17 protein-coding genes and 1 pseudogene are annotated in these 18,100 nt (G+C 42.1%); 9 read left to right on the forward strand and 9 right to left on the reverse strand.

Annotated features, from left to right (window positions below):
- Positions 1 to 111 precede the first annotated feature (111 nt).
- Entirely contained in the window at positions 112 to 1,995 is a 1,884-nt protein-coding gene (locus V7K38_RS06585) for an ABC transporter ATP-binding protein (protein ID WP_334856398.1), read from the forward strand.
- Between the two features lie 125 nt (positions 1,996 to 2,120).
- Here V7K38_RS06585 and ureG read toward each other — a convergent pair whose 3' ends face one another.
- The 5 genes from ureG to V7K38_RS06610 all read right to left on the reverse strand — a co-directional run bounded on the left by ureG (position 2,121) and on the right by V7K38_RS06610 (position 8,743).
- On the reverse strand, positions 2,121 to 2,717 hold the full coding sequence (ureG, locus tag V7K38_RS06590; RefSeq protein ID WP_334856399.1) for an urease accessory protein UreG: 597 nt from the start codon (positions 2,715 to 2,717) through the stop codon (positions 2,121 to 2,123).
- A 92-nt stretch (positions 2,718 to 2,809) separates the two neighbouring features.
- Positions 2,810 to 3,502 carry an urease accessory protein UreF gene (locus V7K38_RS06595; protein ID WP_334856400.1) on the reverse strand — a complete coding sequence of 231 codons (693 nt, stop codon included), beginning with the start codon at positions 3,500 to 3,502 and terminating at the stop codon, positions 2,810 to 2,812.
- The gene (ureE, locus tag V7K38_RS06600) at positions 3,477 to 3,923 is read right to left on the reverse strand and encodes an urease accessory protein UreE (RefSeq protein WP_334856419.1); all 447 of its coding nucleotides are present in this window, start codon (positions 3,921 to 3,923) and stop codon (positions 3,477 to 3,479) included. The genes V7K38_RS06595 and ureE overlap by 26 nt, the downstream gene beginning before the upstream one ends.
- A 252-nt stretch (positions 3,924 to 4,175) precedes the next feature.
- On the reverse strand, positions 4,176 to 6,011 hold the full coding sequence (locus V7K38_RS06605; RefSeq protein WP_442940753.1) for a PAS domain-containing sensor histidine kinase: 1,836 nt from the start codon (positions 6,009 to 6,011) through the stop codon (positions 4,176 to 4,178).
- A 62-nt stretch (positions 6,012 to 6,073) separates the two neighbouring features.
- Positions 6,074 to 8,743 carry a sensor histidine kinase gene (locus V7K38_RS06610; protein ID WP_334856401.1) on the reverse strand — a complete coding sequence of 890 codons (2,670 nt, stop codon included), beginning with the start codon at positions 8,741 to 8,743 and terminating at the stop codon, positions 6,074 to 6,076.
- A 12-nt stretch (positions 8,744 to 8,755) separates the two neighbouring features.
- Between V7K38_RS06610 and V7K38_RS06615 the strand changes: the two genes are divergently transcribed.
- The 3 genes and pseudogenes from V7K38_RS06615 to ada all read left to right on the forward strand — a co-directional run bounded on the left by V7K38_RS06615 (position 8,756) and on the right by ada (position 10,676).
- Positions 8,756 to 8,884, forward strand: a complete 129-nt coding sequence (locus V7K38_RS06615) for a hypothetical protein (protein WP_334856402.1) — start codon at positions 8,756 to 8,758, stop codon at positions 8,882 to 8,884.
- Positions 8,885 to 8,977: 93 nt separating this feature from the next.
- A pseudogene (locus V7K38_RS29610) lies at positions 8,978 to 9,136 on the forward strand (Uma2 family endonuclease); the annotation flags it as partial.
- A gap of 388 nt (positions 9,137 to 9,524) precedes the next feature.
- Entirely contained in the window at positions 9,525 to 10,676 is a 1,152-nt protein-coding gene (gene ada, locus V7K38_RS06625; protein WP_334856403.1) for a bifunctional DNA-binding transcriptional regulator/O6-methylguanine-DNA methyltransferase Ada, read from the forward strand.
- On the opposite strand, the gene V7K38_RS06630 is transcribed toward ada, so the two are convergent.
- On the reverse strand, positions 10,625 to 11,221 hold the full coding sequence (locus V7K38_RS06630) for an RNA-guided endonuclease InsQ/TnpB family protein (RefSeq protein ID WP_334856404.1): 597 nt from the start codon (positions 11,219 to 11,221) through the stop codon (positions 10,625 to 10,627). The two genes, ada and V7K38_RS06630, sit on opposite strands and share 52 nt — an antisense overlap.
- Between V7K38_RS06630 and V7K38_RS06635 the strand changes: the two genes are divergently transcribed.
- Both V7K38_RS06635 and V7K38_RS06640 read left to right on the forward strand, forming a co-directional pair.
- A complete protein-coding gene (locus tag V7K38_RS06635; RefSeq protein WP_334856405.1) occupies positions 11,198 to 11,587 on the forward strand; it encodes a hypothetical protein in 390 nt (129 codons plus the stop codon). The genes V7K38_RS06630 and V7K38_RS06635 overlap by 24 nt on opposite strands.
- Positions 11,588 to 11,629: 42 nt before the next feature.
- The gene (locus tag V7K38_RS06640) at positions 11,630 to 11,818 is read left to right on the forward strand and encodes a hypothetical protein (protein ID WP_334856407.1); all 189 of its coding nucleotides are present in this window, start codon (positions 11,630 to 11,632) and stop codon (positions 11,816 to 11,818) included.
- Here the strand turns inward: V7K38_RS06640 and V7K38_RS06645 are convergent.
- Positions 11,796 to 12,473 (reverse strand): hypothetical protein, encoded by a 678-nt coding sequence (locus tag V7K38_RS06645; protein WP_334856408.1) that lies wholly within the window; start codon positions 12,471 to 12,473, stop codon positions 11,796 to 11,798. The genes V7K38_RS06640 and V7K38_RS06645 overlap by 23 nt on opposite strands.
- Before the next feature lie 94 nt (positions 12,474 to 12,567).
- Between V7K38_RS06645 and V7K38_RS06650 the strand changes: the two genes are divergently transcribed.
- Together V7K38_RS06650 and V7K38_RS06655 are read left to right on the forward strand one after the other, a co-directional pair.
- Positions 12,568 to 13,221 (forward strand): DNA-3-methyladenine glycosylase family protein, encoded by a 654-nt coding sequence (locus V7K38_RS06650; RefSeq protein ID WP_334856409.1) that lies wholly within the window; start codon positions 12,568 to 12,570, stop codon positions 13,219 to 13,221.
- Between the two features lie 48 nt (positions 13,222 to 13,269).
- On the forward strand, positions 13,270 to 14,271 hold the full coding sequence (locus tag V7K38_RS06655; protein ID WP_334856411.1) for a DMT family transporter: 1,002 nt from the start codon (positions 13,270 to 13,272) through the stop codon (positions 14,269 to 14,271).
- Between the two features lie 134 nt (positions 14,272 to 14,405).
- Here V7K38_RS06655 and dapF read toward each other — a convergent pair whose 3' ends face one another.
- Positions 14,406 to 15,245, reverse strand: a complete 840-nt coding sequence (gene dapF, locus V7K38_RS06660; RefSeq protein ID WP_334856413.1) for a diaminopimelate epimerase — start codon at positions 15,243 to 15,245, stop codon at positions 14,406 to 14,408.
- A gap of 69 nt (positions 15,246 to 15,314) precedes the next feature.
- Here dapF and V7K38_RS06665 point away from each other — a divergent pair, with 69 nt between their 5' ends.
- Positions 15,315 to 15,533, forward strand: coding sequence for an Hfq-related RNA-binding protein (locus tag V7K38_RS06665; protein ID WP_334856415.1), 219 nt, complete (start codon positions 15,315 to 15,317; stop codon positions 15,531 to 15,533).
- Positions 15,534 to 15,650: 117 nt separating this feature from the next.
- On the opposite strand, the gene V7K38_RS06670 is transcribed toward V7K38_RS06665, so the two are convergent.
- The gene (locus tag V7K38_RS06670; RefSeq protein WP_334856417.1) at positions 15,651 to 17,987 is read right to left on the reverse strand and encodes a cation:proton antiporter; all 2,337 of its coding nucleotides are present in this window, start codon (positions 17,985 to 17,987) and stop codon (positions 15,651 to 15,653) included.
- Between the last annotated feature and the right edge of the window lie 113 nt (positions 17,988 to 18,100).

Here is an 18,100-nt window from a genome sequence, read left to right on the forward strand (position 1 = left end):
GTCCCTATGTGAAAAACTGCCAAAGAGTGTAAAAACCAAATTTACCCACATATACATCAAAACTATTGTTAAAATCAAATAATTTTAAGTTAATATTCATACCAAACTCCTATGAGAGAAACTGTCCTAGAGGTTCGCAATTTACAAGTTGAATTCCCCGGTGATGGCAATATTGTCAGAGCTTTGGATGGTATTTCCTTGGCGCTGCATCGAGGTGAAACTCTAGGAATAGTAGGAGAATCGGGGAGTGGTAAATCAGTCACAGCCTTAGCTGTGATGGGTTTGTTGCAAACTCCCGGTATAGTGACTGGCGGTGAAATCTGGTTTCGTCCACAGGAGAATGGCAAGCCCATCGATTTGGTAAAATTGCCTCCTGAGCAAATGCAGCTACACCGGGGTGGCGATATTGCGATGATTTTTCAAGAACCGATGAGTTCGCTGAATCCGGTTTATAACATTGGGTTTCAGCTAACAGAAGCGATTAGGCGGCATCAAAATGTGTCAGCAGCCCAATCACGACAAATTGCGATCGCAGGTCTGCAAGAGGTAAAACTTCTACCGAGCGATGAGGAGATACAACAGCAGTATATCGAAACTTGGCATCAAACCAACAGCAATTCACCGAAACCACAACCATCAAAGTTGGCACAGTTGCTTAAAGAACACAAAGAAGCCATGCTGGAACGCTACCCTCATGAACTTTCTGGGGGACAGTTGCAACGGGTAATGATTGCAATGGCAATTTCTTGCAACCCATTAATCTTAATTGCCGATGAACCAACTACAGCTTTGGATGTGACGGTGCAAGCAACTATTTTGGACTTGTTGCGAGAATTACAGCAAAGCCGTGATATGGCAATGATTTTTATCACCCACGATTTAGGGCTAATTTCCGAAATTGCTGACGAAGTAGCGGTGATGTATAAAGGCAAAGTTGTCGAATCTGGCACTTCTCGGCAAATTTTCAGCACACCCCAGCATCCATATACTAAAGGCTTGATAGCTTGTCGCCCCACACTTAACCGCCGTCCCAAAAAATTACTCACTGTTTCTGATTACATGAGTGCAGAAGAGACACCAACGGGACAAGTAGTAATTCAGGCGAAAGAACCCGCACTACCTATAGAAGTCACCACCGAAGAGATTGCTACAAGATTGGCAAACTTCAATGAAAAGGAACCTCTGCTGCAAATCCGTAATTTGAAAGTTGGTTTTCCAGTGCGCGGGGTGTTTGGTGGGACAAAACGCTACAACATGGCGGTGAATGGCGTTTCTTTTGATGTCAAACCAGGGGAAACATTAGGTTTGGTGGGAGAATCTGGTTGCGGTAAAACCACCCTTGGCAGAACCTTGTTGCGCTTAATTGAACCGATGAGTGGTGAGATTATCTTTGAAAAACAAGATATTACTAGCCTCAAAGGAGAACGGTTGCAAAAACTGCGGCGGGAAATGCAAATAGTATTCCAAAATCCTTTCAGTTCTCTAGATCCCCGGATGAAGATTGGGGATGCGGTGATGGAACCGTTGTTAATTCACTCCGTTGGGAAGACAAAACAACAACGACGACAACGAGTAACCGAACTCTTAGAACGGGTGGGATTGAGTGCAGATGCGATTAACCGCTATCCACATCAGTTTTCTGGCGGTCAACGCCAACGGATTTGCATAGCCCGTTCTTTGGCCTTAAATCCTAAGTTTATCATCTGTGATGAATCAGTTTCAGCACTGGATGTTTCTGTACAAGCGCAGGTATTAAATCTTCTCAAAGAATTACAGTCAGATTTTCAGCTTACTTATATCTTTATTTCTCACGATTTAAGTGTAGTGAAATTTATGAGCGATCGCATTTTAGTCATGAATCGCGGTCAAATTGTTGAAGAAGGGACAGCTGAAAGCATCTACCTGGAACCCAAAGAAGAATACACGCAAAAATTAATTGCTGCAATTCCTACTGGTAGTGCTGAACGGGTGCGAAGTCGTCATTTACGAGCTTGATAGTCAACTTAGAACCAGGGCGTGTTACCCCCCTTAATCCCCCCTTTACAAGGGGGGAAATAAGAAATTAAATCTGGTTCCCTCCCCAATACATCCGGGGAGGGTTAGGGTGGGGTTCTCTGGCTTTAACAGATATTTGTGCAAACAAAGTTAATTACATCTGCAAGTCCAGACTGAGTTTTCAAATTAGTAAAAATAAAAGGTTTTTCGCCGCGCATTTTTTTAGCATCTCGTTCCATCACGCTTAAATCTGCACCAACATAAGGTGCTAAATCAGTTTTGTTAATCACCAATAAATCAGACTTGGTAATACCTGGCCCACCTTTACGGGGAATTTTATCACCAGCCGCAACATCGATGACATAAATTGTTAAATCTACCAATTCGGGACTAAAGGTAGCAGCCAAATTATCGCCACCACTTTCCAAAAATACCAAATTCAAATCGAGAAAACGTTCCTCTAACTGTTCAATTGCCGCCAAATTCATCGAAGCATCTTCGCGGATAGCAGTATGCGGACAACCGCCAGTTTCTACACCCAAAATGCGATCGCTTGCTAACGCTTGAGAACGCACTAAAAACTGAGCATCCTCCTGAGTATAGATATCATTCGTCACCACCGCAATCTGATACTGCTCACGCAATCCCTTACACAAAGCATCAACTAAAGCCGTCTTCCCCGAACCCACCGGGCCAGCAACCCCCACTCTAAATGCATTCATTGTTATTTGTTATTTGTTATTTGTCATTTGTCTTTGGTACATAGTTATTAGTCCTTAGTTTTGCCCCATGCCCAATGCCCAATTCCCAATACCTAACTCCTAAACAACCTTGTATACTGCGTTTCATGCTGCATACTCGCCAGGGACAAACCCCAACTACAACAGGCGAGTTCATCATCCTCCAACGCTAAAATTTCTAATGCAGCAACGCTAAATAATGGTTGTAAATCTAGCAATAACTGCTGTCCTGCTGTTTGTCCAAGGGGGATAAGTTTCACGCCAGCAGTAATCAAATTACTGGCCCAACTATGCAGATATCCGAGTAATGCGGCTTGGATACTGATTTGCCAATGGGCAACGGCAATACCAAAAGCGATCGCATAATTGCAAGGATTACCGACAGCATTGGCAATAGGTCTAATTTGCGGTTCTAGTTTACCAAGTAATTGGATCAGCGATCGCCCCATCTGCCAACTAGAGGCGCGTAATTCTTCTGTTTCCCTAGCTGCGGATAACCAGAGATTCCAACGGCAGAGCGACTCTAGATCATTCATTTTTGCAGATTGCTGCGATCGCACCATCACCGCCGCCTCTAAGCGAATTGCCCCGTAGAGCAACTCTGCTTTTAACCAATTTTTGAGATGTGTGTGGTTAGCGATCGTACCATTTTCAACTAACATTTCCAAACCCTCAGAATAGCTATATGCTCCCACAGGTAAAGCGGGGCTAGCCAACTGCAAAATACTCAAAAGATGGCTATCAGTGAGCATGATGGTGTTGTCCATAAGCTCCTAATTCTGGCTGAAATGGTAAAATTTCTTCTTTTATTTCTAACCCCAGTTGTTCTAACATCGCGCGTAAAACCGAATCTGAGGACAACCGTAAATAAGTTGGCGTAATTTCTACAGGAACATGGCGATTTCCTAAATGGTATGCTGCGCGTAATAATAAAAGTGGTGTTTGGGCAAAGGCAGTTACTACTAATTCTGGTTTGGCAGTAATTCTAATTAAACTGTTATGGGTTTCTTCTAGTAAAATATCACCATCGTGTAAAACAGTTCCTCTGGGTAAATGTAAAAACACAACTTTACCATCTTCCGTTTCAAAGCGATGACGGCTGCGGGTACGTTCTTCTGCTGTTAGCGCCAGAGTAAAAGTAACTACTACATCTTCATTAGGTGCTTGAAGTTGGGTAAATGTCAGCATACAGAGTTTCCATTGAACTTCCACTTTTCATTATGATTTTAATTTAACTAATTACAAATTATCTTAATCTCCTAATATCATAATCTTTAATTACGAATTACGTAAAGCCTGCGGCATGGCTTCGCTTAACGCGGAGCGTGCCGGAGGCTCTATTACGAATTATTTAGCTGCTTTCCCGAAGAAAAGATAAAATTAAACTAACCATCTAAAATAACGCCACAAAATAAGCCTTCTTTCTTTCGCCTTCTTGTACTAGTTAATAGGTAATGTAAACCAGAAAGTTGCCCCTGCATCTAATGCACTATTGACACCAATTTCGCCCCCGTGAGCATTGATGATTTGCTTACATAAATACAAGCCCAATCCCAAACTTACAGAATTGCGGATATTTGCCCCCCGAAAGTAAAGGTCAAAAAGCCGATCGCTTTGTTGTTGACTAATGCCTACCCCATTATCACTAACAGTACAATAAATCATCTCATTTTCACAAATAGCGTTAATTGTCAAGAACAAACCAGGAGCATTATGTTTCAGAGCATTGACAATTAAGTTAGAAAAAACTCGCCATAGTTGCGTGCTATCTGCATTCACTAATGGCAAGTCTGCGGACACTAGATTTGTTAGCTTGGCTTGATTTTGCTCTAGCAATGGCTCTAAATCAGCGATCGCAGCTTCCACAACCGTCAGTAATTGTACAGGCTGACATTGCAAAACCACACCTTGAATTTCGCTGACATGAGCTTCCATCAACGAATTAATTAAGCTTAGTTGGCGATCGCTACTTTGAATCATCCGCTCTAAAATTGAGCGGGAAACAGGGATTGGGGATTGGGAAGAGACTTCTTCAATAATTCCCCCTTGTCCTTGATTTCCAGTCCCCAGTCCCCAGTCCCCAGCCCCAGATCCCTCACTGTTAAGCAAGTTTCTCAGCACCATTAAAGTACCCAGCACTGGGTTGCGTAAGTCGTGAGAAACTGCATGAAAAAATACTCGTAGTTCTGCTTCAGTTTGTTTGCGCTGCGTAATATCTTCAATCAAACCTTCGTAATAAAGGAGTTTAAGATGTTCGTCACGGACTGCGTAGGCTTTTTCCGAAATCCAGACAATGCTTCCGTCTCGGCGATAAATTTGAGATTCAAACTCGGCAATGCTGCCATACTTTTCCATCAGGCGGACAAATTCTGCGCGGCGGTTCGGATCGACGTACAATTGTTCAATATCAGTGGAATTTGCTGTCACCTCCTCCGCTAAGGAGTAGCCATAAATGCGTGCTAAAGCAGGATTTGCTGTAATGTAATGTCCATCGGGACTGCTTTGAAAAATACCTTCAACAGAGTTTTCAAAAATGGTGCGATATTTAGTTTCTGCAACTTTGAGTTTTTGATAGGCAGATTCCAGTTCTTTACGGGCGTAAAACTCAGAACGTTGTAGGCGATCGTATAGATAAACACCAATGTCGCATATAGCACAAAACCAAAAAATGTATAAAATAAATGTGACGCTATATATTTCTGGGTGTTCAGGGACTGGTGTCTTTAGCCCAAGTAGAGTATTTACACTGAAATAGTAAAGTAGTACACCCACTTGTGATAGCAAGTGAACAATCCAGCAGACTGGCATTAATACAGCTTGGCTCAAGAACAGAAGTGACCAACCAATCGGATCGGGTAGTGCAAAACCTCTGAGGGTGGCAAACAACTGCGATGCTAGACTAATAGCCCAAGAAGACCCTAAAAATAATAAATCTGGACGATGACGACCTAATTTAGTTTTATGTAAGGCAAAACAGATTAGTATACTCAGCAGCATTGCAATATTGATTACAAGGCGTTGAGTTCTAAGTACTTCTGGCAACTGCTGCAACTCTTGGAATGGGAAAAACAAGCCGTAAATGTCTCGGAAAGTAAAAGACAGCAAACAAATCAGCGCCAGCCATAACCATAAACGCAATCTCTGCCACAAAAAACGGTTACGCCAAACTCTGTAAAGAGTAGTAGTTTCATCTCTCGTCGGTGCAGAAAAGGTTTGTCTCCACCACCTTTGCACTGTTGTAAATTGAGTAGCCATTAGCATCCGAGCAATGCCCATAACTTGAGGGTGTTTCCTTACTCAATATTGCTATAAATAACACCCTCTCATTTTTTGGTGATTTATGGGCGATTTGTTGCGGATGAAGTTGCTAAAGGTAATGTAAACCAGAAAGTTAACCCGCGCTTGCGGTTACTAATAACACCGATTTCGCCGCCATGTGACTGAATAAATTTGCGACAAAGATACATTTTTAAGCCAATGCTTGTAGAACAACAGTCTTGAGGATCGCGGACATGGAGATCGAAAAGGCGATCGCATTCTACTTTACTCATTACCACACCATCATCTTGAATCTGAGTGTGAAGCATTCTGCCCTCAACGGTGGCACTCAGAATAAAATTTAATCCTGGTGGATTATTATACAAGCTATGTGTTAATAAATGTGCCAAAAATTTATCCAACCGACTTGCATCTACCATCACTAACGGTAAATGGGCGGGAACCAAATTCTTCAAAGTTGCTTGATTTTGTGTCAGCAGGGGTTGCAACTGGGCAAGAATCGTTTGCAGTAGGATGCTGAAGTCTACATGTTCGGGTTTGAGATCCATACCCGACTTTTCACCAGAATTAATTTCTAACAATGAGTTAATCATTGCGAGTTGGCGATCGTTGCCTTGAATCATGCGCTCGATTATTGAGCGAGGTACTAAAATTGGGGATTGGGAATTGGGAATTGGGAATTGGGAATTGGGGATTGGAGATTGAGGAGAGACTTCTGCAATAATTTTTCCTTGTGCCCTTTTTTCTTGATTCCCAGTCGCTAGTCCCCAGTCCCCAGTCCCCATTCCCTGATTTAATAAATTCTTTAACACCATTAAGTTACCCATGACTGAAGTTCGTAAATCGTGGGCAACTGTGTGCAAAACAACATCTTTGACGCGATGCAATGTTTCAACTTCTTGCATTTTCTGCTGCAACTGTGCTGTTCGTTCTTCTACTTGGTGTTCTAAATTAGTGTTAAGTTCTGCAAGTTTTTGGCATATCTGGCTTTGCTGAATGGCGATCGCTACTGGTTCTGACATCTGCTGTAACAAATCAATTTCTATTGGCTGCCAATCACGCGAACCTGAGCATTGATTGGCAATTAACGCCCCAAATAATTCATTGTCTAGCATAATTGGTACTGCCAAGCTAGCCTTAGTTTGAAATTTTTGATAGTGTGCTTTAACTTTGGCAGATACTGCTATTTGTGTAATGTCTTCAACCACACGCACAAGATTATTTTTTAATAAGTTTCTTAATTCTTGTAAATAAGCTTCATCATTAGTAGACCAACCTAAGACTGATGGATACTTGGGATCTACTGATTCGGCAAGAGTTCTGACTCCTAATTTGGCATTATTTAAAGCAATAAAAACTCGATCTGTTTGCAGAAATTGTCTGACTTCAGTCACGGTGATTTGCAGAATTTCCTCTAGGTTAAGGGAAGATCGAATTCTCACTAAGGTTTCTGCCAACAAGCGATCGCGTTGTGCTGAAAGAAGGAATTGTGCTTCTACCTGTTTGCGTTCTGTAATGTCATGATGGACGGCTAAAATACAAGGAATACCATCCAAATCAATAACTTCGGCTGAAAGCAGCGTTGTAATTATCTTGCTAGACTTTTGCCGAAATTTACATTCCAAGTTGCGAACAACTCCTGTAGTTTGCAACTCTTGTAACAAATTTAAGCGATCGCGATCGTCTACCCAAAGATTTAACTCAAAGGAAGTTTTACCAATCGCTTCATCTCGCCCATAACCGGAAAGTTCTACAAAACTGTCGTTAACTTCGATAAAGCGCCCTTCATGCAGCGTGCTGATGGTAATTGAATCGGGGCTGCAACTAAAAGCTTTTGCAAATTTCTGGGACAGATTTTGTAAGGCGATTTCTGCTTGTTTGCGTTCTGTGATATCTCGCACAATTGCTAGTACCTCATCTTCACCACTCACTACCAACCGCGCCTCATAATCTCTGACTCCCAAAGGCGTTGGTAGTTGATATTCGCAAGTTTGGAAAGTTCCAGAATCTAAAGTTTTTGCGTAGGCGTAGCCCGCCGTAGGCATCGCTTCTAGGCTAATGGCTGCAACATCACTAGGCAATAACTCTTGCACATGTTTCCCAACTATTTCTTCTCTCGAAAGAATGACATTTGCATTCTCACTTTTCAAATCTAGATACTCGCCATCGTGACTGATGCGAAACATCAAGTCGGGGATAGCATCTAAAATTGCTTTATAGCGTGCCTCACTCTCAAGTAATTTTTCTTCGGCTTGTTTTCGGTCTGTAATGTCTAAAATTAAGCCATTCCAAAGAAAATCGCCTTCTGGTTGTCGTTCTGGTTGCGAACTACCTTGAATCCACTTAAGTTTGCCACTAGGCGTAATAATCCGACCTTCCCAATGCCAAGGTTTAAAAGTAGTACTACAAAGAGTAATAGATTCTGCAAAAGCTTTTATATCTTGTGGATGAATTAGGTTGTATATCACCTGAAAGTCTGCCTGTAAAGCTTCTGGTTTTAATTCATACAAATATTCACAACCAGAACTAATATAAGGGATAAACACAGAACCATCTTGCCGTTGCAGAATTTGGAAAATTATCCCCGGTAAATTGGCAGCAATTGTTTCCAGCAGAGTGATATTCTCTGGTTGGACATCTGGCTTATGGGGTGATTTTACAATTTCATCCACTCTTAGACCCTTTGATATATAAGCAATTGGCATAATATTTAAGGCAATCATAGTCATTTTAAGAGTTTTATGACTGTCAGCGTTATCACTAACAGCAGAAAAAGTGCCTCTACTTTCAGAGTAGTTCTGGATGCTGCGATCGCATTCACCCAATCGGGTGAACAAGTTGTCAAAGATGTCAAAGAGCGAATCAGTTAAGGAGTTGAGTCTTTATTACAAGTTTATTTACTTAGCAGAGTTGACTTGACAGACTACTAAAATAGATATATAGCTTCCACTTAAACTGATAATATAAATACTATCACCGTCAGTTTACCTCCTACCCTCCAATTAAACATCGACTTGACTGACGAGCAATTTTTTCAGCTTTGTCAAAATAATCGAGCCTTAAAGTTTGAGCGGACAGCTTCAGGGGAATTAATTATTATGCCACCAACAGGGAGTAGTACTAGTACAACAAGGCAAAAGTAAAAAGAAAAAACGCTGATTTTGTAAGATTTATAGCGATTTTAAATGGGTGGCTTATTTACGCCGTGTTGTACTAGTGACCGTAATGCTGATTTAACGTATCAATTCACAGCTTGGAGTCGGCAAAATAAGCTAGGTAAATCCTTTGATTCCCCTGTGTTGACCTAATTTAAGGTTCCCGATTTGCTGTAGCAGTGAACACCCGTTCAGCGAGTTGGTACATTAAAAAACTGAGATAATCAACTTTGATCGCAACAATCAGATAGAAAGTAGTTTATCGATACATTTAATCTAGTTTTACTTAAAGGCAAAAACTAATAACGGGCACTCCAAAGTGGGGATATTGTGCAATACATCCAAGGAGGCATGAATGGAATTACAACAGACACAATTTTTGGAAGAAATTCTTTGGAAAGCAGTTCTCAATCGAGACTCAACAATTGACGGTAAGCTTTTCTATGGTGTTCGCTCTACAGGGATTTATTGCCGACCGATTTGCCCTAGTCGCAGACCAAATCGCAATCAAATTTGTTTTTTCCAGTCCGCACAAGAGGCTGAAATTGCAGGTTTTCGACCTTGTAAGCGCTGTCAGCCACAATCTGAAACAGTTCCAAATCCAGCCAAAGCAAAAGTTTTAGCAGTATGTCGATATATTGACGCACAAGTTGACCACATCCCAACCCTCTCGGAATTATGCTCTCAGGTGGAAATGAGTCCCAGTTATCTGCAAAAAGTATTTACGCAAATAATTGGTGTATCTCCTTTTCAATATGCAGATGCGCAGCGTAGCCAACGATTGAAACAGCGTTTACAAGAAGGAGAGGAAATTGCTGATGCAGTTTATGATACGGGGTATGGTTCAAGTAGTCAATTGTATGAGAAAGCGCCTAAACAACTGGGAATGACACCAAAAACTTATCAGCAAGCTGGAAAGACAATCAGCATTGTTTATGCGATCGCTCCATGTTCGCTAGGATATTTACTGGTGGCAACAACAGATAAGGGGATCTGTGCCGTTAAACTAGGTGATGAAGCAGATAAGCTGGAACACATTTTAAATCAGGAATTTCACCAAGCGCAGATTATGCGTGATGACGACATATACAAAGAATGGATACAAGCAATTCTCGGCTTGATTGCGGGAGAGAAAACACATCTTGATTTACCACTTGATGTCCGTGGGACAGCATTTCAGAAACAGGTTTGGCAAGCATTACAAAAAATTCCCTATAGCGAAACCCGCACCTATACTGATATTGCCCGTGATATTGCCAAGCCGCACGCAGTCCGCGCCGTGGGAAATGCTTGTGGAGCTAATCCGATCGCGTTGATTGTACCGTGTCATCGAGTGCTGCGGAGTGATGGCAGTGTTGGTGGTTATCGCTGGGGAATTGAGCGCAAACAAAAACTGCTTATACAAGAATCGAAATTACTCAAAGGTAAGCAACTCAGGTCTAAAGACACTGAGCTTCAGCCCAGATTTCGCCTGTCGGTCGATAGAGACAATTGTCCCTCTAATTGACAAGCAATCCCCGGACTTTCGGGCTGGCTTACAGACAACCCCAAAGCAGCAATATTCAACGCCCCGTTTATATCAGCATCATGTTCAAATCCACAATGTCCACACTTGAAAACTTTTCCGTTGCGATACGATTTGCCCTTGATTGGGTGGACGTGATGGCATCGGGAACAAGTTTGACTAGTATAGGCAGGTGGGACAAATACCACTTTTACCCCAGCGATATTTGCCTTATACCCAACAAACAAACGCAGTTGATAGAACGCCCAATTATTGGTTCTACGGCGCTCAGTCTTTCCTCGTGGCAATTGATTCAAGGACTGTCGAATATTAGTCAAATCTTCAAAAGCCAACGCCGCGTTTATTCGCTTCGCATCTTGAACAAGTTGCTTACTGATATTGTGATTCAACCATTCTTGAAACTTTTGTTCTCTCCCAGAAAGCCTTCTCAAAAGTCGCCTAGACGACCGAGTAAAGTTAACGTTCACTGCTACAACATTTGTATTGAACATTGGCTTAAAGGAATGGCAACACCCAATAAGCTTCATCCTAATAAAGATGAAATTCTTGCAAGGTTTGATGACGGCAGTTCAGTAAAAGAATTATCTCAAGAATATGGCGTGACTGAACCTTCTATGCGATCGTTCTTAAAAAATAACGAGAGAGAGTTAAGAGGAAGAACTGATTTAAAGCAGTGCAATGATTTAAGTGTTGCTGATGCTGCATACATTGCTGGGCTAATTGATGGAGATGGCTGCTTGACAGCAAGCGTCGGAAAATCACGTAATTCAGTTGTCGTTAATTACAAGTTGATTGTCTCCATGTGCGATGAAACGGTAATTCAATGGGCGCGGGAAGTTACAGGTGTTGGGTCAATAACAGGACAGAGCAGGATTAACCAACCAACTTGGTAACATCTACATCGTTACGAATGTAGTGGTCAGCAACTTAATTCGATGCTAGAAAAAATTATTCCATACTTGAAGCTAAAAAAACCTCAAGCATTGTTATTGCAAGAGATAGGTAGTTTAAAGAAAAACAAACTTGGATGGGGAGTTGATAGAAAGATTGAGCGTCAAATAGAAATTTCTCAGCTAATTCAAAAAATGAATTTTAGAGGAGTTAAACAAGATGAAGCTCTTTAAGAGGTTTGGATTGAACGTTAGCTCTAACCTGACTGTATCGGTCACGAACGGATTGAATCTGTTTACCGTTCCACGACTTACCTGTGGATGTGGTGGCGATATCGCGTCTCCCCAGGTCAACGCCAATCACTCTTGGAGTTTTACCACTGGGTTGAGTCGGGATATCCACAACGAAGTTGATAAAATATTGTCCCTGCTTAGTTCTATTCAATGTTGCACTCGTTGGGCTTTGTCCCCTCAGCAGTGCAATTTGATATCCACCAATAGACAATTTAAACTGAACCCGTCCACATATCAAAGTCACACCTACCGATTGGCTTTCTTCCTTATAAACAAAGGTGCGAACATCCAAGCTGATAGAGGTGGGTCTAAACTTGTGGATTTGCTTAACAGCTTTAGCGTTACCAATAACTCGACGGATAGCTTGACAAACATGGTTAGCTTTCAATCCAGTCACTTCACGCACTGGCTTATAAACCAAATGGTGAAGCTTGGTAGTATTCCAGCAATTTTCACGTTTAGCTACTTCCAATATCTGATTGCAAGCATCGGCAAACCCTTCCATCGTGCGGTCAATATCGCCACAAAAGTTAGGGAGTACTATCAGCTTGCATTTAACAGAGATGGGTTGAGTCATGACAGTATTATAACTCATCCAGTGCAATTAATCCTGACTGCCTTTATTACCGCACGAGCCGTTTCCCTCTCAGCACTAAAGTGTCTGAGTTTCCCACATCCCGCGAGGTTTTATGACTCAAACACCACAACTAGAATCGCTGACTGAAGAAAGTCTCACTCGTGGTTTAATGGTGCTTGCCAATCTAGACAGCGATTTGGCTGGAATTTTAGAAACACTGGGGCCTCCACCTATGTGGCAAAGAGAACCAGGTTTTGCAACGCTGTTGTGCATCATTCTAGAACAGCAAGTTTCTTTAGCAGCTGCAAAAGCTATATTTAATCGATTATGTGCGGTTGTTGTAACTCTGACACCAGAAAACTTTCTGACACTGGATGATGTTCAATTGAAAGGGATTGGATTCAGTCGCCAAAAGATTCTATACTGTCGTGGTTTGGCGGATGCGATCGCAACTGGTCAGCTTGACCTCAGCAAGCTGGAAACAATGGACGAAATGACTATCAGAACTGAGTTAAAGCGTCTTAAAGGGATAGGAGACTGGACAGTTGATATTTATTTGCTGATGGCGCTGCAACGTCCTGATGTCTTTCCTAAAGGCGATTTAGCGATCGCGATCGCTCTACAAAAACTCAAAAACCTGGCAACACGTCCAACACCAGCACAACTAGAAGCAATGACACAGCACTGGCGACCGTGGCGGGCGGTAGCTGCAAGACTTCTATGGCACTACTATCTGAGTAATAACAAACTTGCACTTAATAATTGATTCTTCTCCCTTGGCAACTTGGCGGTTCGTTTAATAAATATAAAATAAATGGTAGAAAATCAATTAAACCTAACAGAAGAGAAATCTCAAAAATTTTTAAATATCTTACCAATAATAATAGTAATAATTGCATTATTAGCTTTATCTTCAACAGCAATATTCATTAAAATTGCTGTCAACGAAATGAGCGCTATTACTATCTTATTTAATCGCTTATGGATAGCAACTATTATCTTTGGATTAGGGAGCGGAATTAATCAAGCATGGACTCAGATCAAAGATGATGAACCTGTATTACCACAGCAGCGTTATCCAATCAAAGAGATAATTTTATTAATAGCAGTAGGTTTAGTTCATGTATTAGGTAGATTATCTTGGACTTGGGCGCTAACTCAGACTGGCGCTGCTAATGCTAATGTGTTAGGTAGCCTCAATCCGCTATTTACTACATTAGGGGGATGGCTATTTTTTAATCAAATTTTTGGGCGCAAATTTATCATCGGTTTAATATTAGCCATGCTCGGTGCGATCGCAGTTGGATTTGAAGATTTATTACGCTCTAATAATAATTTTACAGGTGATGCTGTTGCCCTCTTCTCATCGATATTTTATGCAGCAAACTTTTTACTGATCGAGCAGATCCGCAATAAGTTTTCAATTATTACTATCCTTCTGTGGCGCTGTGCGATCGCAACTTCATTGATGATTCCAGTAGTACTAATCTTTGAAAAACAAGTTTTCCCAGTTTCTTTGTCGGGATGGTTAGTAATATTTGCTCTAGCTGCTATTTGCGAAGCCTTGGGTCATGGGCTAATTGTCTACAGCCTGAAAACTTTTTCTTCAGGATTCATCTCTTTACTCTTGCTACTCAATCCAGTGATTGTTGCGATTCTTGCTTGGATACTTTTCGGGGAAAAATTGAGTATTTTTAACTTGCTAGGTTTGGTTTTAATTTTAGGGGGTATATATCTAGGAATTTCTAATCAAGAATCGATTAAATCTAGTGTTAATCTCCCCATAAAATCGTCAGAAGAAAATGAAGTTTTGTAGGGTGTGTTATGCCAAAGGCTAACGCACCATTTAGATTTTGGGTTGGGTGCGTTAGAACTAACATCCATAACGCACCCTACTAGAATGGCTCAGTTAGTTACAGTTTACCCGATGAGTAATGAGTAATGAGTTAGTTACAGTTTACCCGTGAATACTTTTTCAGCCGGGCCTGTCATGTAAACCCGTTGGTCGATTTCTGACCATTCAATTTGTAACGGGCCACCTGGTAATTCTATAGTGGCAGTGCGATCGCATTTCCCAGTTAACACTCCAGCCACCAAGGAAGCACAAGCACCTGTCCCACAAGCTAATGTAATCCCAGCACCCCGTTCCCATACCCGCATTTTCAAATAGTCACGGCGCACCACTTGCATAAATTCGGTATTTATGCGTTGGGGAAAAGTTGGGTGATGTTCAAATTTCGGGCCGATGGTTTCTAGCTCAATTGCTGCTACATCTTCTACAAAAGTGATGCAGTGAGGATTTCCCATATTTACACAGGTGACTTTCCAAGTTTGTCCCGCCACCTCCAACGGCAGAGAAATTACTTTTTCTTGGGCGGGTGCAAGATTAGTCGGAATTTCGCCAGCTAGTAATCTGGGTAAACCCATGTCTACTTTAACTTGACCATTAGATAAGAGTTGGGGAGTCATGACACCACCCAAAGTATGAATGCGATATGAATCTTTATTCCGCGATTCGCCTTCTAAATCTGCTAAAAAGCCAGCTAAACAGCGAATGCCATTACCACACATTTCCGGTTCTGAACCATCACAATTAAAAATTCGCATGGTGTAGTCAGTGCCGTTTTCTCCAGGGAGGGCAAAAATGACACCATCAGCACCGATACCAAAATGGCGATCGCATAACTTGATGGCTTGCTCTGGAGTCACTACAGGCACAGATGACGAGCGATTGTCAATCAGAATAAAGTCGTTGCCTAGACCATGATACTTAGTAAATTCGATTGCCATTTCTTCAAGGATGAATTATCAAGGATTAGTTACTCTTTATTTTGCCTTGTAGGTTCATCTTTACTAAAAATGCTTACCGAATTTGACACCACTTTACCGAGTATTAGACAAGTCCAAAACCTGATTAAAGAAACAACGCCAGTGGAATTAAAGTTGCTGACTGGTGATGTACTCATAGGAAAGGTTTTATGGCAAGATCCACACTGTATCTGTATTGCTGATGAAAACAGTCAGCAAACCATCATTTGGAAACATGCGATCGCATATATCAAGCCAAAAACAAGTTAGGAGTGAGGAGTTATAAGCTGTTCCACATTTAAATCGCATAATTAGGGCGCTCATCTTGCCCATCCCACAAGAGTTATAAAAATTTTAGATATGCAAACTAGATGTGGTTTAGCTTAACTAATCAAAAACATTATCCATAGGTAGAAATTCTTTGAGCGCTTCTGCCTCAGCAGCTTTCAGCACTGGAAGAGAAAGGGGTACTGAACTGGCGATCGCAAATAACTGTTCTAGTTCACTCAAACCTGTCAAGCTACCACATAATAATACTTGGTCGCCGACTCGCAAATCCATGCCACCATCAGGATAGCGGATAAATTTACCATCTCGCCGGATCGCCTGTATCTGTACTCCAAATTGCTTGCTATCTAAATCTGCAAGGGTTTTTCCTAGTGTTGGCGCATCTGCATTGACTGTAACCCACTGGCAAGCACTATTTTCTCCAGGAACAGCAGCTTGTCCTTTAGCGAATTCTGCTAAAGCTGCTAGTTCTTCATCTGCTCCCACTACTAAAAGGCGATCGCCATCTTCCAATTTGGTTTGATTCTTGGGATAATCGATTTCATCGCCGTTAGCGCGGCGAATTGCCATCAAACTCGCTCCTGTTAAGTAGCGCATATCTGCTTCTTCTATGCTCATGCCAATTAAGGGCGAATCATCTGGGAGAGGATACCAGCGCTGATTTAGATCCTGAGTTGCTTGGCGCAAATCACGAGCAACTTCAGTAGCAGAACGCTCTGGGCGAAAATCTAAATAATGATCGTTGCGGATTTGCTGCATTTCCAGTTGGACGACAGCTGGCGACAACAAGCCTAAGCTAGTTAATAAATGAGTTGCCATTTCTAAGCTAGCTTCAAACTCTGGTTGCACAACTTCTTTAGCTCCCAATTGATACAACACCTCAATATTTTTATCCTGGGTAGCACGGACAACCAAATCTAATTCTGGGCGCAATTCTAAGGCGCGTTTTAAGCAAAGACGGGTACTCATTGGGTCAGGGAGTGCGATCGCCATTCCTTTAGCATGATTTACCCCGGCGGTTTCTAGAACATGTAAACTTACACAATTGCCATACACATAAGACACCCCAGCCTCACGTAACTGCTGAATTCTACTTTCTGATTGGTCAATTACCACCACAGGTAGGTTGTGTTGCAACAACAACTTCACCAAATTTTTGCCAACTCGCCCATAACCGCAGACTACTACATGGTCTTTAAAGGGCAAATCATCTGATACATCCCGCGCTTCTTGTTCTTCTAAGTACGGTTTTAGCCAAGGCATCGATTCGGCAAAGCTAAATAAAAATGGCACTAACCGCAATACAAAGGGAGTCAGCATCAGAGTAACTGCGGTGGTTCCCAAAATTAATAAGTATATTTGTCGGGACACCAGCCCTAAAGATTGCCCCTCACTAGCCAGAACAAAGGAGAATTCCCCAATTTGCGCCAGTCCCAAACCGACGATTATGGCTGTTTTTAAGGGGTAGTGGAATAGTTTCACTAGGGGGGTGATAATCAAAAATTTACCTATGAAAACTAGCGCCACCAGCCCTAAAATTAATTCTAGGTTGTTCCACAAAAACACTGGGTCAATTAACATCCCAATGGCGGCAAAAAATAAACTCGCAAAGATATCTCGCAGAGGTTCCACATAAGTCAGGGTTTGATCGGCGTACTCCACCTCAGAAATCATCAAACCCGCGACAAATGCCCCCATTTCAATCGATAGCCCCAAATGCTCTGTCAACAGGGCAATGCCCAAACAGAGAGCTACAACCCCTAATAAAAATAGTTCTCGGCTTTCGGTACTGGCTAAGAGTCGCAACAAAGGCGGTATTAGCCACATCCCCGCAGCTACTGCACCAGCAGCAAATAAACCAATCCACAGTAGCGCTGTCAGCACGGCGATGCCAATAGTTTCTGCTGGTTGGTTGAGGGCTGGTAAGACTGCTAACATTAGCCCTAGTGCCAAGTCCTGTACTACCAAAATCCCTAGCATCACTTGTCCGTGAGGGGTTTCTGTTTCATTGCGTTCCATCAAGCACTTGAGGACAACTGCTGTGGAAGACAAGGACAGAATACACCCCAAAAACATCCCCTTAGCGGGTAAGGTTCCCCAAGCCCCGCTTAAACCACACACTACAACTGTTACCAAAATCGTCAAAGCAATTTGGAGTCCACCTCCACCAAGCGCGATCGCTTTTACCTTTTTGAGTTCCGCAAAGGAAAATTCCACGCCCAAGGCGAATAACAAAAAGGCGACACCGAACTGTGCCAGAGTCTCTACTTGAATAACTTCTTTAATTAATCCCAGTCCGGCTGGCCCGATAATCATCCCGCCGATGAGATAGCCTAGCAGCACAGGTTGCTTTAAAAGTGCCGCCAGCAGTCCGCCACAAGCTGCAACACCCAAAACTAAAACTAAATCAACAATTAGCCTAAAATCTTCTTGCACCAGTTTTAAAAGAACTATTTATTACTCACCGTTCGCGTAATCGAGGATGGATTTGATGAAATTAAGGATGTGTGAACAAGGGGAGGAAGAAAAACAGGCGATCGCTACGACTT

The sequence above is a fragment of the Nostoc sp. genome (assembly GCF_036917465.1).
Lineage (GTDB): Bacteria > Cyanobacteriota > Cyanobacteriia > Cyanobacteriales > Nostocaceae > Nostoc.

What these genes read in the sequence shown, in the direction of transcription:
- ada (WP_334856403.1), top strand. Translation starts at nt 9,525, where the DNA reads ATGGAATTACAACAGACACAATTTTTGGAAGAAATTCTTTGGAAAGCA.
- V7K38_RS06630 (WP_334856404.1), bottom strand. Translation starts at nt 11,221, where the DNA reads ATGAAGCTTATTGGGTGTTGCCATTCCTTTAAGCCAATGTTCAATACA.
- V7K38_RS06615 (WP_334856402.1), top strand. Translation starts at nt 8,756, where the DNA reads ATGACTGTCAGCGTTATCACTAACAGCAGAAAAAGTGCCTCTACTTTC.
- V7K38_RS06595 (WP_334856400.1), bottom strand. Translation starts at nt 3,502, where the DNA reads ATGGACAACACCATCATGCTCACTGATAGCCATCTTTTGAGTATTTTG.
- V7K38_RS06645 (WP_334856408.1), bottom strand. Translation starts at nt 12,473, where the DNA reads ATGAGTTATAATACTGTCATGACTCAACCCATCTCTGTTAAATGCAAG.
- V7K38_RS06635 (WP_334856405.1), top strand. Translation starts at nt 11,198, where the DNA reads ATGGCAACACCCAATAAGCTTCATCCTAATAAAGATGAAATTCTTGCA.
- ureE (WP_334856419.1), bottom strand. Translation starts at nt 3,923, where the DNA reads ATGCTGACATTTACCCAACTTCAAGCACCTAATGAAGATGTAGTAGTT.
- V7K38_RS06585 (WP_334856398.1), top strand. Translation starts at nt 112, where the DNA reads ATGAGAGAAACTGTCCTAGAGGTTCGCAATTTACAAGTTGAATTCCCC.
- V7K38_RS06655 (WP_334856411.1), top strand. Translation starts at nt 13,270, where the DNA reads ATGGTAGAAAATCAATTAAACCTAACAGAAGAGAAATCTCAAAAATTT.
- ureG (WP_334856399.1), bottom strand. Translation starts at nt 2,717, where the DNA reads ATGAATGCATTTAGAGTGGGGGTTGCTGGCCCGGTGGGTTCGGGGAAG.
- dapF (WP_334856413.1), bottom strand. Translation starts at nt 15,245, where the DNA reads ATGGCAATCGAATTTACTAAGTATCATGGTCTAGGCAACGACTTTATT.
- V7K38_RS06665 (WP_334856415.1), top strand. Translation starts at nt 15,315, where the DNA reads ATGCTTACCGAATTTGACACCACTTTACCGAGTATTAGACAAGTCCAA.
- V7K38_RS06610 (WP_334856401.1), bottom strand. Translation starts at nt 8,743, where the DNA reads ATGACTATGATTGCCTTAAATATTATGCCAATTGCTTATATATCAAAG.
- V7K38_RS06650 (WP_334856409.1), top strand. Translation starts at nt 12,568, where the DNA reads ATGACTCAAACACCACAACTAGAATCGCTGACTGAAGAAAGTCTCACT.
- V7K38_RS06605 (WP_442940753.1), bottom strand. Translation starts at nt 6,011, where the DNA reads ATGGGCATTGCTCGGATGCTAATGGCTACTCAATTTACAACAGTGCAA.
- V7K38_RS06640 (WP_334856407.1), top strand. Translation starts at nt 11,630, where the DNA reads ATGCTAGAAAAAATTATTCCATACTTGAAGCTAAAAAAACCTCAAGCA.